Origin of the sequence: Pseudoxanthomonas sp. X-1 (genome assembly GCF_020042665.1) — a bacterium.
Taxonomy (GTDB): domain Bacteria; phylum Pseudomonadota; class Gammaproteobacteria; order Xanthomonadales; family Xanthomonadaceae; genus Pseudoxanthomonas_A; species Pseudoxanthomonas_A spadix_A.
Window position 1 is genome coordinate 4,018,478 of sequence record NZ_CP083376.1, and the last position, 15,241, is coordinate 4,033,718.

At 68.8% G+C, this 15,241-nt stretch carries 11 protein-coding genes; 9 read left to right on the plus strand and 2 right to left on the minus strand.

Features of this window, described 5'->3' with window-relative positions; genetic code table 11:
- Positions 1–6: 6 nt before the first annotated feature.
- Together LAJ50_RS18095 and LAJ50_RS18100 are read left to right on the plus strand one after the other, a co-directional pair.
- Complete coding sequence (locus tag LAJ50_RS18095; protein ID WP_138652978.1) at positions 7–801, plus strand: siderophore-interacting protein; 795 nt, start codon at positions 7–9, stop codon at positions 799–801.
- A gap of 393 nt (positions 802–1,194) precedes the next feature.
- A complete protein-coding gene (locus tag LAJ50_RS18100) occupies positions 1,195–4,587 on the plus strand; it encodes a GH92 family glycosyl hydrolase (RefSeq protein WP_138652976.1) in 3,393 nt (1,130 codons plus the stop codon).
- A gap of 220 nt (positions 4,588–4,807) precedes the next feature.
- Here the strand turns inward: LAJ50_RS18100 and LAJ50_RS18105 are convergent, their stop codons facing one another.
- On the minus strand, positions 4,808–6,307 hold the full coding sequence (locus LAJ50_RS18105; RefSeq protein WP_138652974.1) for a serine hydrolase domain-containing protein: 1,500 nt from the start codon (positions 6,305–6,307) through the stop codon (positions 4,808–4,810).
- A 161-nt stretch (positions 6,308–6,468) separates the two neighbouring features.
- Here LAJ50_RS18105 and LAJ50_RS18110 point away from each other — a divergent pair, with 161 nt between their 5' ends.
- The 7 genes from LAJ50_RS18110 to LAJ50_RS18140 all read left to right on the plus strand — a co-directional run bounded on the left by LAJ50_RS18110 (position 6,469) and on the right by LAJ50_RS18140 (position 13,159).
- Positions 6,469–6,879, plus strand: a complete 411-nt coding sequence (locus tag LAJ50_RS18110; protein WP_138652972.1) for a GntR family transcriptional regulator — start codon at positions 6,469–6,471, stop codon at positions 6,877–6,879.
- Positions 6,879–7,820 (plus strand): ABC transporter ATP-binding protein, encoded by a 942-nt coding sequence (locus LAJ50_RS18115; RefSeq protein ID WP_138652970.1) that lies wholly within the window; start codon positions 6,879–6,881, stop codon positions 7,818–7,820. The genes LAJ50_RS18110 and LAJ50_RS18115 overlap by 1 nt, the downstream gene beginning before the upstream one ends.
- Positions 7,821–7,841: 21 nt before the next feature.
- The gene (locus LAJ50_RS18120) at positions 7,842–9,647 is read left to right on the plus strand and encodes a hypothetical protein (RefSeq protein WP_138652968.1); all 1,806 of its coding nucleotides are present in this window, start codon (positions 7,842–7,844) and stop codon (positions 9,645–9,647) included.
- A gap of 190 nt (positions 9,648–9,837) precedes the next feature.
- Positions 9,838–10,461, plus strand: a complete 624-nt coding sequence (locus LAJ50_RS18125; protein ID WP_138652966.1) for a GntR family transcriptional regulator — start codon at positions 9,838–9,840, stop codon at positions 10,459–10,461.
- A 113-nt stretch (positions 10,462–10,574) separates the two neighbouring features.
- On the plus strand, positions 10,575–10,715 hold the full coding sequence (locus tag LAJ50_RS18130) for a benenodin family lasso peptide (protein WP_130552331.1): 141 nt from the start codon (positions 10,575–10,577) through the stop codon (positions 10,713–10,715).
- 45 nt (positions 10,716–10,760) lie between these two features.
- Positions 10,761–11,429, plus strand: a complete 669-nt coding sequence (locus LAJ50_RS18135; protein ID WP_138652964.1) for a lasso peptide biosynthesis B2 protein — start codon at positions 10,761–10,763, stop codon at positions 11,427–11,429.
- A complete protein-coding gene (locus LAJ50_RS18140; protein WP_138652962.1) occupies positions 11,429–13,159 on the plus strand; it encodes an asparagine synthase C-terminal domain-containing protein in 1,731 nt (576 codons plus the stop codon). Before LAJ50_RS18135 ends, LAJ50_RS18140 begins: the two co-directional genes overlap by 1 nt.
- On the opposite strand, the gene LAJ50_RS18145 is transcribed toward LAJ50_RS18140, so the two are convergent.
- Complete coding sequence (locus LAJ50_RS18145; protein ID WP_138652960.1) at positions 13,150–15,237, minus strand: Atxe2 family lasso peptide isopeptidase; 2,088 nt, start codon at positions 15,235–15,237, stop codon at positions 13,150–13,152. The two genes, LAJ50_RS18140 and LAJ50_RS18145, sit on opposite strands and share 10 nt — an antisense overlap.
- Positions 15,238–15,241: the final 4 nt, after the last annotated feature.

Sequence of the window (15,241 nt, forward strand, 5' to 3'; positions counted from 1 at the left end):
TCGAACATGTCCTTGCATGAAAGCCGCAGGATTCAACACCCGGTCGTGTTCCGCCGCCTCGAGGTGGTGGAGGCGCTCGACCTGACCCCGCACATGCGCCGCATCGTGGTCGGCGGGCCGCAGCTCGAAGGCTTCGTGAGCGCCTCGCCGGAGGACCACGTCAAGCTGTTCTTCCCCAACCCGGAGGGCGCGTTCGTCACGCCCACGCCGGGACCCAACGGTCCGGCGTTCCCGCCGGGCCAGACGCCCTCGCCGATGCGCGACTACACCCCGCGTCTGTACGACGCCCAGGCCGGCACGCTGGCGATCGACTTCGTGCTGCACGGCGACGGCCCGGCCAGCACCTGGGCCGCGCAGGCCAAGGTGGGCGACGCACTGGCCATGGGCGGACCGCGCGGCTCGTTCCTGGTGGCCGACGACTTCGACCACTACGTGCTGGTGGGCGACGAGACGGCGCTGCCGGCCATCGGCCGCTGGCTGGGCGAGATGCCGGCCGGGCGCAGGGCCACGGTGCTGATCGAGATCCCCGAGGAGGCCGACCGCCAGGATCTGCCGACGCAGGCCGAGGCCACCGTGCACTGGCTGCCGCGCAACGGCGTGCCCGCGCAGCGCAGCGAACTGCTGGAACAGGTGCTGGACGATGTGTCGCCCGACGGCGACGCGTTCTGGTGGATCGCCTGCGAATCGCGCCGCGCGCGGATGATGCGCAAGTTCCTCGAAGGCCACCGCAACGTGCCCAGGGCTTGGATCAAGGCCACTGGGTACTGGAAGCATGCGGATAGTGAGGATGACGAGGAGTGAGTGGGTGCGTGGTAAAGGGGGATGAGTTGGTGCGAGTGATGAGGTAGGAGGCAGGAGCAGGCCTGCGTGCGGTGCGTAGCGAGGTGAGGGGAAAGGAGACGCCTGAAGCTCGTCCCGCTACGTCCGAAGTCACGTCCCTCTCCTTTGCGTAGCGCAAGGGGGGAGGTTGGGAGGGGTGCTGGTGCTGTTGCGCTCGGGCGTTGTCGATGTAAAGCAGGAGCCAGCGCGACAGCAACAGCAACAGCCAACCCCTCCCCCTCAATCGCTCGCCGCAATTTCAAGCCCCCCTTTCGCCTTTGGCGAAAGGGGAGCAAAGCGTTTCGCTGCAGTGCGGATTGCAGGCGGGGCGGGTTTGACGCAGGATCGGGTCGATTTCAATCGATCTAAATCGCCATGCGCCCATCTGCCTCGTCTCCATCGTTCGCGCTTCGCACTGCGCCTGCTTACGCCAGACGCCAGGGTCTGCTGACGCTGGCCGTCGCAGCGGCGCTGTGGCTCCCGGTCGGCGCGTCGGCGCAGACCGCGTTCTCCACCTCGTTCGAGGACGGCCAGCCCGCGCCGGGAGCGGCGAAAGACAGCGGCGTGCAGTTGCGGATCGGCAACGGGCCGAAGGCGCCCTACACGGCCAAGGCCGACGCCGGTTACAGCGGCGTCAGGGCACTGGGCTATGCCGGCGGCGATGGCCGCGCGCAGCTGTTCAAGGTCGATACGGTCATCGAAGCCGACACCACGCTGTCGTGGCTGGTGCTGCCGGAGATCGTCGACGGCGACACCGTGGCCTCCACCCATGTCTCGCTGGATGCGGTGCTGGACGACGGCACGCGCGTGTCCGCCACGCCGGCGCGCGATCAGCACGGCTTCGCGCTGGGCGCCAGGGCGCAGGGCGAGTCGAAGTCGCTGTATCCGCAGCAGTGGGCGCGCAAGGCGGTGCGGCTGGGCGATGTGCCGGCGCTGCGCGGCAAGCGCGTGGTGGCGATCGAACTGGAGCTGCAGCCCGGCGCCGGCAAGACCGCGCGCGGCTGGATCGACGATGTCGCGCTGGGTGAGGTGACGCAACCCAAGCGCAGCGCGCCCACAGACTGGGTGCTGACCACGCGCGGCACGCAGGCCAACAGCACCTTCTCGCGTGGCAACAACTTCCCGGCCACGGCGGTGCCGCACGGCTTCAACTTCTGGACGCCGGTGACCGATGCGGGCTCGCTGTCCTGGCTCTATCACTGGAACGAGAAGAACGACGCGGCCAACCGGCCGCGCCTGCAGGCCCTGGCGCTGAGCCACGAACCCAGTCCGTGGATGGGCGACCGCCAGACCTTCCAGGTCATGCCGTCGCTGGAGCGCGGCGTGCCGGAGGCCGATCGTGCCAAGCGGGCGCTGGCCTTCTCGCACGACAACGAGCTGGCGCGCCCGCAGCAGTATCGGGTGCGCTTCGACAACGGCATCGTCGCCGCGCTGGCGCCGACCGACCATGCGGCGGTGTTCGAGTTCGACTTTCCCGAAGGTGGCGATGCCAACCTGCTGTTCGACAACGTCGATGCGCGCGCCGGGCTGACGCTGGACGCCAAGACCCAGACGCTGTCGGGCTATACCGATGTGCGCAGCGGCCTGTCCACCGGCGCCACGCGCATGTTCGTGTATGCGAGTTTCGACGCGCCGTGGCAGCGCAGTGGCAGCATCGAGACCGGCCGGCCCACCGGCTACATCAAGTTCGCCCAGGGCACGCGCAAGGTGAGCATGCGCATCGCGACCTCGCTGATCTCGCTCGACCAGGCCCGGCACAACCTGGCGCTGGAAGTGCGCGAGGACGACACCGTGGCCAGCGTGGCCGCGCGCGCGCAGCAGCAGTGGGATACGCTGCTGGGCAAGCTGCAGGTGGACGGGGCCAGCGAGGATCAGCGCACCACGCTGTATTCCAACCTGTACCGCCTGCACCTGTATCCCAACTCCGCCTTCGAGAACGTCGGCAGCCAGGCGCAGCCGCAGTGGCGCTACGCCAGCCAGAACAGCTGGTCGGACAAGGCCACCGAAGGCAGCTCGGTGCGCAGCTTCGCGCCGATCCGCGATGGCAAGGTCTACGTCAACAACGGGCTGTGGGACACCTTCCGCACGGCGTGGCCGGCCTATGGCCTGCTGGATGCGCCGCATGCCGGCGCGTTGATCGATGGCTTCCTGGAGCAGTACCGCGCCGGTGGCTGGGTGGCGCGCTGGTCCTCGCCGGGCTATGCCGACCTGATGGTGGGCACCAGTTCGGACGTGGCCTTCGCCGACGCGTATGCCAAGGGCATCGCGGGCTTCGACGCCAGGCTGGCCTACGAGGCGGCGCTGAAGAACGCCACGGTGGTTTCGCCGGACCGGCATGTCGGCCGCAAGGGCATGGCGCACTCGCTGTTCCGCGGCTATGCCGACACCGAGACGCACGAGGGCATGTCCTGGACGCTGGAAGGCACGCTCAACGACTTCGGCATCGCCACCATGGCCCAGGGCCTGTCCAGGACCGCGGCTTCGGCCAGGGACAAGCAGCGCTACGACGAGGAAGCCGAGTACTTCCGCTATCGCGCGGCCGAGTACGCCAACCTGTTCGATCGCGACGTGGGCTTCTTCCAGGGCCGCAAGCCCGACGGCCACTGGCGCGTGGACGCGAAGGACTACGATCCGCGCGTGTGGGGCAACGACTACACCGAGTCCTCCGGCTGGACCTTCGCCTTCACCGCCGCGCACGACGGCAACGGCCTGGCCGCGCTGTACGGCGGGCGCGACGCGCTGGCGCGCAAGCTCGACCAGTATTTCGCGACGCAGGAGACGGCCGACCCGAAGTTCAGCGGCTCCTACCGCGGCGTGATCCACGAGATGACCGAAGCGCGCGACGTGCGCATGGGCATGTACGCGCACAGCAACCAGACCGCGCACCACATCGCCTGGATGTACCTCTATGCCGGCCAGCCGTGGAAGACGCAGGCGCTCACCCGCGAGGTGCTGTCGCGGCTGTACCTGGGCAGCGAGATCGGCCAGGGCTATCCGGGCGATGAGGACAACGGCGAGATGTCGGCGTGGTATGTGCTGGCCTCGATGGGCCTGTACCCGCTGCGCATGGGCTCGCCGGACTATGTGATCGGCTCGCCGCTGTTCAAGCAGTCCACGCTCGCGCTGCCTGGCGGGCGGCAGCTGATCGTGCGCGCGGCGAACAACGCACCCGAGAACGTCTACGTGCAGTCGCTCAAGGTCAACGGCAAGCCGTGGACACGGACCTGGATCCCGCATGCGCTGCTGGCGCAGGGCGCGACGCTGGACTTCGTGATGGGGCCGACGCCGTCCAAGTGGGGCAGCGCGCCGCAGGATGCGCCGCCCTCGCTGACGCCCGCGGGCCACGCGCCGACCACGCTGGCCGACGTGATCGGCCGCGACGCGCAGGTGACCGTAGCCGGCCAGGCGGCGCCGGCGCTCGTCGACGACGATGGCGAGACGGTGACGGCGCTGCCCGGTGGCCAGGCGCAGATCGACATCGCCCTGGCCAGTCCCGTGCAGCCGACGTTCTACACGCTCACCAGCGGTGCGCGCGCCATCGAGCACGCCCGCTGGACGCTGGAGGCGCGGCGCGGCAACGGCGGCTGGCAGGCCATCGACACGCGCAGCGACGAGGCCTTCCCCTGGACGCTGCAGACCCGGCCGTTCCGCATTGCCAAGCCGGGGACCTTCGATGCTTATCGCTTGCGTCTGGAGGCGCCGGGCCGCACCGAGCTGGCCGAGATCCAGCTGCTCGCCCCGCATGAGCCGGTGCCGCTGAAGGAGTAAGCGAAGGGATCAGGTGCCCATGGGTGCAAGCTCCGAGCCGAGGCCGGGGATCACCCGCTCCCGGCCCAGCCCAGGCCCCGTTACAAGCCGTCGTTCCCGCGAACGCGGGAACCCAGCGCCTTCGTGCTTCCTTGCGAAAGTCCATGGATTCCCGCGTTCGCGGGAATGACGGTGGGGCTGCATCGGGCGGCGGTAGGAGAAGGGCGGGAGTGCCGGTCCCTCACTGTCCCTGCAGCTGCGCGAGCCGCTGGCGCAGGCGCCTGGACTCGGGCTTCAGCGCGATCATCTTCTGCACCTGCGCGATCGCCGCTTGGCGATTGCCCGTTTCGCGATAGACGTCGGCCAGGCTGTCCAGCGCGTCCAGCGAAGTGGGATGGATCCGTGCATTGAACTCCAGCACGGCCACCGCCTTGTCCGCCGCCTTGCGCTTCAGCAGGTCGCCGGCGACCTGTTCCAGCGGCTGGCCCGGGAAGTCGTAGCGCTGCGGCTTCTCGGCCCACTGCTGGTCGAGCCAGCGCTTGAGCTGCGCTGCATCCAGGCCGTCGGCCTGCTTGTACAGCTCCCAGTGGACGGAGGTCCGCAGCACCGGGCGCGGCTTGCCGGCCAGGATGGCTTCCACCGCGTCACGCGCCGCCTCGACGCTGTCGTCCTGGGCGTTGTTGGTCAGCATCACGATCTGGATGCCCTGCTCGGGCAGCAGCGTCAGATCCGACTTGAAGCCGCGCCAGTCGCCGCCGTGGGTGACCATGGGCCGGCCGAGCGCGGAGTCCACCAGCTTGAAGCCGAAGCCGTACGGCACCTCGCTGCCGTCGGACAGCGTGGCCCGCGTCGTGGCCAGCGCCCAGTTGGCCTTGGACATCGCCCGCCCCTGCTGCAGCGCGTCGGCCCACAGCTGCAGGTCGTGCGTGGTGGAGTAGATGCCGCCGGGACCGACGGGATAGAAGTTCGGGATCTGGTCGAACGGCTTGCGACTGCCATCCGGGCGGACGATGAAGCCCCACGCGCGCGGCTGGATCAGCGCATCGTTGTCCGGCAGGCGCACGCGCGTGTGCGTCATGCCCAGCGGAGTGAAGAACTCCCGCTGCAGATAGTCGGCGTAGTCCATGCCCGAGACGCGGCCGACGATCTGGGCGAGCAGGATGTAGCCCGTATTGCTGTACTCGAACGCCGAGCCGGGCGCGAACGACAGCGGCGCCTTGTGCTCGACCAGCAGCGACACCGCCTCATCGCCGCGCATCGCGGTGGTGACCTCGCCGCGCTTGAGCAGCTGGGTGTACAGCGGGAAGACGTCCGGCACGCCCGAGGTATGCGTCAGCAGCTGGCGCAGGGTGACGTCGGCGTACGGCAGCTGCGGCAGGTACTTGGCGGCCGGGTCGTCCAGGGCCAGCTGTCCGCGCTCGACCAGGCGCAGCACGGCCGCGGCCGCGAATTGCTTGCTGACCGAGCCGATGTCGAATGCGTGGTCCACCGTCAGCTTGGCCTGCGCGCTGGCGTCGGCGTCTCCCAGCGCGTCCTGGTAGACGAGCTTGCCGTGCTGGGTCACCAGGAAGCTGCCGTTGCAGACCCGGACGGCGTGGCAGTTCTCGAAATAGCGCGCGACTTCGGCCGACCGGGCGGACGGTGCGTCGGGCGCGCCCGCGAACACGGGCAGGACCGCGCACGACAGCGCGACCACGGCCAGGCGCGGCATGCGCTGGCCAAGCTTGCGTAAAGCCTTCATCGAATGATTTCCTTTGTCTTTCTGTACTATTACAAGTAGTACAGATGGATTAAAAAAAAGACGCCTGCCTGGGCGGGCGTCGCTGCGATCGGCGGCTGGCTGGACAGCCGTCAGTGCCAACTGTACTATTTGTATTAGTACACATCAACAGGAGCCGTGCCATGGCCCGGACCGCAGCGCTGATGATCCAGATCGCCACCGGCGATCCGCGTCCCATCGTCCGCCAGATCACCGATGCGGTCCGGATGCGGATCGCGACCGGTGAACTGGCCCATGGCCAACAGCTGCCCAGCGTGCGCGGGCTGGCGCAGCAGTTGACGGTCAATCCCAACACGGTCGCCAAGGCCTACGCCGAGCTGGTGGCCGAAGGCTGGCTCGATGCGCGGCAAGGCATGGGCTTCTACGTCGCACCGCCGCGGCAACGGCTCTCCGATGCCGAGCGCGAACGCCGGCTGGACGAGGCGGTCGCCAAGTTCGTCAACGAGGTGGTCCCGCTCGGGCTGCCCTCCGGCAAGGTGCAGGACCGCATCGCCGATGCGTTCGAGCGCGCGCTCCCGCGCAAGAGCGCCTGATGGGCACGCCCGACTCCCCGAGCGCCCTGGACGGCACGCAGGACCTGGCGATCGAGACGACGCAGCTGAGCAAGCGCTACGGAGACAAGTTCGCGCTGGACGGGCTGGACCTGCGCATCCGCCGTGGACAGATCCATGCCATGGTCGGCGCCAACGGGGCGGGCAAGTCGACGCTGTTCCGCATCCTGCTTGGCTTCCTCTCGCCCAGCAGCGGGCACGCGCGCATCCTCGGCCGCGACAGCCAGCAGCTGACGCCCGGCGATCGCGCGCGCATCGGCTTCGTCAACGAGGAACACACGCTGCCGGGCTGGATGCGGGTCAGCGAGATCACCGCCATGCAGCGCCGCCAGTATCCGCAGTGGAGCCAGCCGGTGTTCGATGAGGTCATCGGCCACTACCGGCTGCTTCCCACGCAGAAGATCGCCCAGCTCTCGCGCGGTGAACGCGCCGGGTTCAACCTGGCCATGGCCCTGGCGCAGCGGCCGGCGCTGCTGATCCTCGACGAACCCACCCTGGGCCTGGACGTGGTCGCCAAGCGCGCGTTCCTGGAATCGCTGCTGCACACCAACGCCATGCAGGACGGCACGGTCCTCTACTGCTCGCACCAGATGGAAGAGATCGAGCGCATCGCCGACAACCTGATCCTGCTCGAGGACGGCAGGCTCAGGCACATGTCGGCACCGGAGGCGTTCTGCGAGCGCGTGACCTACTGGATCGCGGACATCCCGTTCAAGGGTCCAGCGCACGGGACGATTCCCGGCCTGATGGAAGCGCGCACGCTCGACGGCCTGCAGCACTACCTGGTGCTCGACCAGGACGAGACCTTCGCCGAATTCCTGCGCGCCGCGGGCGCGCGCTCGATCAACGCCATGCCGGTCAGCCTGGACCGCGCGGTCAACGCCTTCCTCTCGATGCGCCACGCGGCGCCGCCGGCGCACTGACGCCCGTCCTGGAGAAACACCATGTGGAGCCTGTTCAAGGTCGAGTGCGTGCGCTTCCGCGCCTGGGCCCTCATCGCCGCGGCCGTGCACCTGTGCGCGCTCGGGTTCGGCACGCGTCTGGCCGATCTGGCGCAGCAGACCCTGCCCGTCTATCGCGCGATGGGCAGCGTCTATGCCCTGGCGGGCGTGCTGCTGGGTCTCTACCAGATGGGCGGCTACCGGCGCGGCAGCCACTGGGTCACGCTGCTGCATCGCCCGGTGCCGCCGGCGCGGATCGCGCTCACCCTGTGCGCGGCCGCGGGCGTGGTCCTGCTGGCCGCGGTGCTGTTCCCGACCCTGCTGCTCGCCGCCTGGCAGCAGGGCACGACCGCGCGCGTGGTCGATCTGCGCCATTGGCTGCTGCCCGGCTCGGCGTGGCTGGTGGCGATGGCGGGCTATCTCGCCGGTGCCTTCTGGGCGCTGCGCGGGCCGCGCGCGGCGCTGGCGGCCGCCGCGCTGCTGGCCTGGCTCGCGCTCGCCGATGCGACCGGCGTCGCGATGCTGGCGGTCGAACTGGTCCTGGTGGCCTGGCTGCTGGCGCTGGTGCTGTGCGCCTTCAAGCCCGATGTCGAGGCCACGCCGCGTGGTCCGCTGGCCAGCGCGTTGCTTGCGTTGCCCTTGAGCGCGGGCGCCTATCTGGTCTTCCTGCTGCTGCTGTTCGGGCTGGAATTCCTGTGGATCGCGCAGGGCTCGCATCCGCTCAACACCGCCGTTCCGCCGCGTGGCGGTCATACCGAGGTGGAGCGCATGGAACCGCGCGCACGCATGCTCAAGGCGCTGCGCGAGGCGACGCCGCCCGATCTGGCTCCGCTGGAGGCGGCCGTCGAAGCCAACAAGCCGCAGACCCTGGCTGTCCGCCTGCGCGAACTGCCCCAGCGCAATGCGCTGGCCAACCTGGCACCGACGCAGTTCGACGATTCCGAGCGCCACATCCGCTGGACCTTCAGCCACGATCGGATGCGGCTGCAGGGCGAGCATCTGCTCGATGGCCGCGCGGTGGGCACGCTGGGGATCGGCGCAACCGGCGCCGCCTTCCCGCGCGTCGCCCTGCCGATCGGCCAGGTGCCCGGCCTGCCGGAGGGTGACACCGCACTGCTCGCCGGTGACACGCTGTACCGCTACGACAGCGCCGACCGGAACATCATGCCCCTGGTCGGCATTCGCGCCGGCGAGCCCATCATCGGTGCAGGCCGCGTCGGCGGGCGGTGGGTGCTGATGAGCGACCAGGCGCTGTATGTCTTCCGCGCAGGTGCGAACACGGGCAATGCGCCTGCCGCGGGCGGACCGACGCGCGTTGCGTTGCCCGAGCCGAATGCGCGACTGAGCAGCATCGACCTGGTCACGCTGGACGACGGCGTGCTGGCCTGCCTGGTGTACTCGGAACTGGCGCATACCGAGGATGGGGCGCGACCGACCCGGGTCCTGTTGCGCACCTTCGACGATGGACGCCCCACCCTGCTCCACGTCAAGCCGCTGTCCTTCGACTACCCGGCACTGCACCGCTATCGAAGCTGGTGGCCCTCGCCGGCGCTGCATGCCGTGCTGAGGCAGGCACAAGGATTGCTGGCGCCCGCCTCGCCCTTGTCCGCCGCCCCAATCCCGATGCCGATCGTGGTCCTGGCCGGTGGCCTCATGCTGGCCTCGGCGCTCATGTCGGCCTACTGGGCGCGTCGCAGGGCGCTCACCGGCCCGACGCGTCTTGCATGGATCGTGTTCTGCGCGGCCCTGGGACTGCCGGCACTGGCGGCCTTCGTGCTGATGAAGCCGCGCCCAGGAGGGCGCGCCTGAGCCCCGCCGGCCGGGGATGACGGGCGCCGACGCGTACACCGAATGTGGCTGGCGGTAACGTCGATACCCATGGTGACGCTAGCCGATCCTTGCGCGCCTCGAGTCGCGATGATCCTTCCAGTTTTGTGGCGTGATCCGTGTAGGATCGGCCGCAGGGAGGTAGCGCAACACCGGAATGGAGAGACGCGGGATGGACCCAGCACGTTCCAAGACGGCACTGCTGTACGGCAAGGTCAGGCGCGCCCTGCAGTCCGGGCGCTATGTCCCGGGCGAGCGCATCGATCCGGCACAACTGGCCGGCGAGTTCCGTATGAGTCTGACGCCCGTGCGCTGCGCGTTGTATCGCCTTTCGGGCGAAGGCGTGATCACCACCTACGCCCGCAACGGGTTCCAGGTGCCGCTGCCCACCGAGCTGGGGCTGCGCGATCTGTACGACTGGATGGAGCGGCTGCTGGTCATGGCCTGCGGCTCGCAGAGGCGCGATACGATGGCGCGCGACGGCGCGCCGGCCGCGATCGACGACGACCTGCCCAAGCGCACGTGGAAGCTGTTCGACGCCATCGCGCGTGAGAGCGGGCAATGGTCGCTGCACCAGGCCGTGCGCCGCACCAACGACCGGCTGGCGCCGATCCGCCGCGCCAAGCTGGAACTCATCACGGACGGCGAGGAGGAACTGGACCGACTCCAGCGACGCTACCTCGCGCGCGACACCGTGCGCCTGGAGCAGGCGCTGCACGACTACCACGCCCGCCGCAAGCAGCTGGTGCCGCAGATCGTCGCGCTGCTGGCGGAGCGCCGCGACCGCCTGCACTGAGCGCACCCGAAGAATTCTTCAGGTGCACGACACAAATGATTTGAGAACACGCCATCGCCGTCCCAGGCTGGCCGTGTCATGGAATCGCCATGACACAACCGAAGGAGACAGCGATGGACACCAACGAGCACGTGCGCGACACCGCGCCCGCGGACATCATCGAACTGGGCGTGGCGAGCGTGGAGACCAGGGGAAGTGTCGGTGCCAATGAGCCGATAGGGGGTCACCCCGGCCCGGGGATTTCCGAGGAGTAAGACAGGGGCGCGCCGAAAGGCGCGCCTCTCTCCCGAGGGGGACGCATGGGCATCCAGTTGAATCCCGATCTCTCGTTCTGCGAGCTGGATGGCCGGCTCGTCTTCCTGGATATCGAAAGAGATCGCTATTTTTCGCTTTCCGAGGAGCTCGAGCGCGGCTTCCGCCGCTATCTCGAAACGCACAATCCCCATGACCCGACCGTCGCGCGCCTTATCGCGCACAAGATTCTGCAGCAAGGGCCGTCAACGGATTCTTCCAATCCGCTCGTGCCTCTCGAAGCTCCGGAATGGAGCGCGGTGGAGGCGGGTCATGCGCGCAAGGATTGCTCCATTCGCATGGTCACCGATGTCTTTCGCGTCGTGCTCATGGCGCGCCACCGGCTCAGGACACGCACGTTGGGAGAGATCGCCATGGCGCTCGGCAGGAGCCGGACACACGGCGAGACTCCTGGCAGCACGGCACCGGGCGACGAGGTGCTCCTGCTGGCCGCCAGCTTCAACGCCATCCGACCCTACGTCCCGATCGAGATGCGCTGCCTGATCGACTCCCTGGCCCTCATGCGCTTCCTGCAGGCGCATGGGCATGACGCACAGTTGGTGATCGGCGTCGCGTGCGATCCGTTCTCCGCGCACGCGTGGGTACAGCGCGGCCGCTGCGTCCTGAACGACACGCTGGGCAACGCGGAGTCCCATGTGCCGATCCGGGTGATCTGATGCCCTACGACTACATCGGGCTCTTCGCCGAGGATGCGGAACGCGCAAGCGTCCTCGATGAACTCATCCGCCTGGGAATGCGGCCTCGCGGCCAGGTTGGCCGGGTGACGCTCTTCGCGCCGGACGCGACGCCTGTCGCGAGCGTGCCCGGCGGCGGCCTATGCGTAGGGAAGCTCTACGACAACCATGGGCGTGAGGCAGAGCTCACCTCCGCCTTTGCGCGGCAGGCGGAAAAGGCCACCATGTTCCGGCAGCTGCTCGAGCGCTTCTGGGGCCAATACGTCGTGCTGCTTCCGGCCGATGACGGGAGCGGCGCCGTGTCGGTACTGCGTGACCCTTCCGGCGCCGTGGGCTGTGCCTTTCAGCCACGTGCGCCCTGCTGCTTCCTGACCTCGAGCGTCGGCATCGCCGCCGGTGTTGGGCTCTATCGCAGCGTGATCGACTGGACGTTCATCCAGCACTGCTTGGCCTACCCCCACCTCAAGCTGGAACGTACGGGGCTGGCCGGCCTCCAGGAGCTGCTTCCTGGCAGCGCCGTGACGCTGACCGCGCGGAGCCACGCGGACAGTCAAGCGATGTGGACACCCTGGCAGTTCCTGGGAGGAGCGCAGCACCGGCGCGATCCTGCGACAGCGGCTGGTTCGATACGTGAGGCGGTGACCAAGGTGGTGGATACCCTGGCCAGCGAGGATGGCAGCCTCTTGCTCGAGCTTTCCGGCGGGCTGGATTCCTCCATCGTCGGCGCATGCCTGGCCAGGACCGCCGCGCGGGTGTCGTGCTGTACCGCGGTTACGCCGCTGCGCGGGGCGGACGAGCGCCGCTACGCCGCGCTGATCGCCGAGTTGCTGGATGTGGAGCTTCGCGCATGCACGCTTGACTTCGATGATGCACGGATCGGCTTCCCGGTGCCGGCGTCGTCACTGCGCCCGGCCGTGTGGGCCCTGAGCCGTAGTGTGGGCCGGATCATGGACGAGGCGGCCGAACACGCCAAGGTGAGCGCGCTGTTCTCCGGCGGCGGCGGCGACACGGTATTCGCCTACCTGACCACGGCCTCGCCCGCTGCGGACGCGTTCCGGGCAGGCGGATTGGCGGAGGGGTTCAAAGCGGTCGCCAACCTGAGCCGCCTGCACGGCTGCACCGTGGCCAAGGCCGCATGGCTGACCCTGCGCAAGCTCTACCGGAAACCTCACGATCCTCCTGCACCGGACACCCGGTTTCTCAGCGCGAACTGGCGACTGCCTTCCCTGACGCCCCATCCCTGGTTCAGCGCGCCTCGGAGCGCGCTCGTGGGTGACCGGGAGCGCGTCCTGGGGCTGATCGGCACACAGCTTTTCGGCGACGCAACGCCGCGGGGCGGCGGGCGTCGCGTCCGGATGCCCCTGCTCGCCCAGCCCGTGGTGGAGGCCTGCCTGCGCGTCCCGAGCTGGATGTGGATTGACGGTGGACGGAACCGCGCCATCGCACGGGACGCGTTCTCCGAGGCCCTGCCCGAAGCGATCCTCAACCGACGCAGCAAGGGCACCTTCATGAACTACACCGCCAGCGCGTATCGCAGGAGCAGGCAGACCATCGCCAGCTTCCTGCTGGACGGCAGCCTTCAGGCCCAGGGCCTGCTGGATCGGGCGGCGCTCGAGCGCTATCTGACGCACCCCCCGGTGGCGCGGGACGACACTTTCATGCGCCTCTTCGATCTGTGCATGATCGAGAACTGGGTGCGTCATCATCGCTGACGCGGTGATGCGGAATCCTCGGCAGACATGGCTTTGCCTTGCCTTCGCATCTCATGCCAGTGGCTGTACTGGGCCTGCTTGCTCGGGGACGGGTCTTCGATGCCCTGCAGCCAGAACCTGAACCAGTCCACGTTGCGCTCATAGACCGCCAGCTTGTGCCGGGGCTGGAACTTCTGATGCGGCTCGTTCGGGAACACATACATATCCGCCCTTCCCCGCCGTATCAACTCGGCCGCATAGTCCAACGCCGGAAGGTATTCCTGCTCCGGCATCTGGAACAGGACCGGCGCCTGGATGCGGTCCACATTGAACTCGGGCGACAGCAATCGCCAGCGCTCGGGCATCTGGTCTGGAGCGCCCAAGCCCCAGAGTTCCTTCAGCCCGGCTGCGAACAGGTCGCCTTTCAGCGATCCGAACAGATAGTAGGTGGAAGAGACCGAGGGCGAACTGACCGACGCCGCCGAGAGCAGATCGGTTTGCATGGCGACCCACAGCGTCACCTCGCTGCCAAAGCTCAGGCCGCCCATACCGACGCGGTGCGGGTCGATGCGATGCTCGCCGGCAAGCTGCCTGACGGCGCTCTCCACCGCCGAGCGCGCATCCTGGTAGCGCGACAGCGGATCCAGCCGATACGGCGTGTCGTTGATGCACAGTGCCGAGATCCCGTTTGCCGCGAGACTGGCGAAGGGCCACTCATCGCCCACCCCGCCCCGGACGAACCCCGAGCAGAGGTAATAGTTGACGAACAGCGGAGGCGCGGGCTGCCCAGGCGATGACCTGGCGGCGTAGAACTGACCCGTGAAGACCTGCCCGCGCGCGTCTCGCCAACGCATCACGACCGCAGGAGCCGACATGGCGAGCGCATGGCCCAGTGCCCCATTGGGGTCGTACAGCACGTGCGCGGCTCCGAGATCGATGTCGATGGCCTCCAGGCGCGGCGGCTGATTGGCGCTGGCACGGACACACACCAGCATGCTGGCGGATGCGCCACACCTGCTGCCGATCTCCCGGCCGCCGTTGAGCAGTCCGGCCGCTGTCGCCACCGGATGCACCGCGCCCGTCCGCACCTCCCATCGGAAGATCGACTGCGCGCCGCCCGCCAGACGATCGGTCACGGTGAACAGGACCTCGTCACGCCCGGGTCGCCACTGGATCGCCGAGATCGCCTGGCCCGTACAGAGGGCATGCGTGCATACGACGGGCGGGCCCTCGTCATCGAGCGTGGCCGCCGACAGCCTGACGTTGGGGGGCGACTGCAGACCGTCCTTCTCGCCGAACCGGGTCAGCACGGCGACCCGGCGACCGTCGAACGAGGCGGCGGTTTTCCACGCATCGGGAAAACGGCGCGCGATGCGCGCTTCGTCCGGGACGCCATCCACTGGCTCCGGCTCGGCCTCGGCGAGCGTTCCGGTAGCCAGGTCCAGCGCCTTCCAGCGGTCCGGCACATCGGCCAACAGCGCGGCGCGATCGAACCAGAGCCCGGCATAGCGCTGCGTCGCCAGCCTCCCCTCGACGGCACCGGAGCGCACCAGCCCCTGGCCGATAGGCACCGTGCCGTCGATCCGGACCCCTTGGTCGTACTCCGCCTGCTCCGCGGCCGTGACCGCTTCGCGCGTCGCGCCGACGCTGTAACGCAAGCGCCGGCCATCCCGCGAGAGCGTGAATGCCCTCACATCCGCCGGGTCCTGCGTGATGGGCCGCGCCCCAGCGCCGTCGGTCGAAGCACGCCAGACATCGAGTCTGCCGTCGATCAAGGCGCGGTAGTACACCCATCGCCCGTCGCTCGACCACAGCACCGTGGCAGGCAGAGGCGTACCCGCTGAGTCGCGCAACACCACGCCCCCATCCGCGATACGCCTGGGGAGGGCGCCCGGCTCCAGCGACTGCACGTACCAGAAGGCGTCATACGTGTTGCGCTCCACCGAGGCCTGCTCGACCCGGTACGCCACCTGCCGGCCGTCCGGCGAGATCACCGGGGGCCCGAAGTCGGCGACTTCAATCAGGTCGCGTGGCCCGACCCTGGTCGCAGCGCCGGCGCATCCAGGCAACAGCAGGGCCACCAGCATCAGCAGTCGCATCGCC

Coding starts and splice junctions, on each gene's coding strand:
- LAJ50_RS18100 (WP_138652976.1), top strand. CDS start 1,195: ATGCGCCCATCTGCCTCGTCTCCATCGTTCGCGCTTCGCACTGCGCCT.
- LAJ50_RS18095 (WP_138652978.1), top strand. CDS start 7: ATGTCCTTGCATGAAAGCCGCAGGATTCAACACCCGGTCGTGTTCCGC.
- LAJ50_RS18105 (WP_138652974.1), bottom strand. CDS start 6,307: ATGAAGGCTTTACGCAAGCTTGGCCAGCGCATGCCGCGCCTGGCCGTG.
- LAJ50_RS18145 (WP_138652960.1), bottom strand. CDS start 15,237: ATGCGACTGCTGATGCTGGTGGCCCTGCTGTTGCCTGGATGCGCCGGC.
- LAJ50_RS18130 (WP_130552331.1), top strand. CDS start 10,575: ATGGACACCAACGAGCACGTGCGCGACACCGCGCCCGCGGACATCATC.
- LAJ50_RS18120 (WP_138652968.1), top strand. CDS start 7,842: ATGTGGAGCCTGTTCAAGGTCGAGTGCGTGCGCTTCCGCGCCTGGGCC.
- LAJ50_RS18135 (WP_138652964.1), top strand. CDS start 10,761: ATGGGCATCCAGTTGAATCCCGATCTCTCGTTCTGCGAGCTGGATGGC.
- LAJ50_RS18110 (WP_138652972.1), top strand. CDS start 6,469: ATGGCCCGGACCGCAGCGCTGATGATCCAGATCGCCACCGGCGATCCG.
- LAJ50_RS18125 (WP_138652966.1), top strand. CDS start 9,838: ATGGACCCAGCACGTTCCAAGACGGCACTGCTGTACGGCAAGGTCAGG.
- LAJ50_RS18115 (WP_138652970.1), top strand. CDS start 6,879: ATGGGCACGCCCGACTCCCCGAGCGCCCTGGACGGCACGCAGGACCTG.
- LAJ50_RS18140 (WP_138652962.1), top strand. CDS start 11,429: ATGCCCTACGACTACATCGGGCTCTTCGCCGAGGATGCGGAACGCGCA.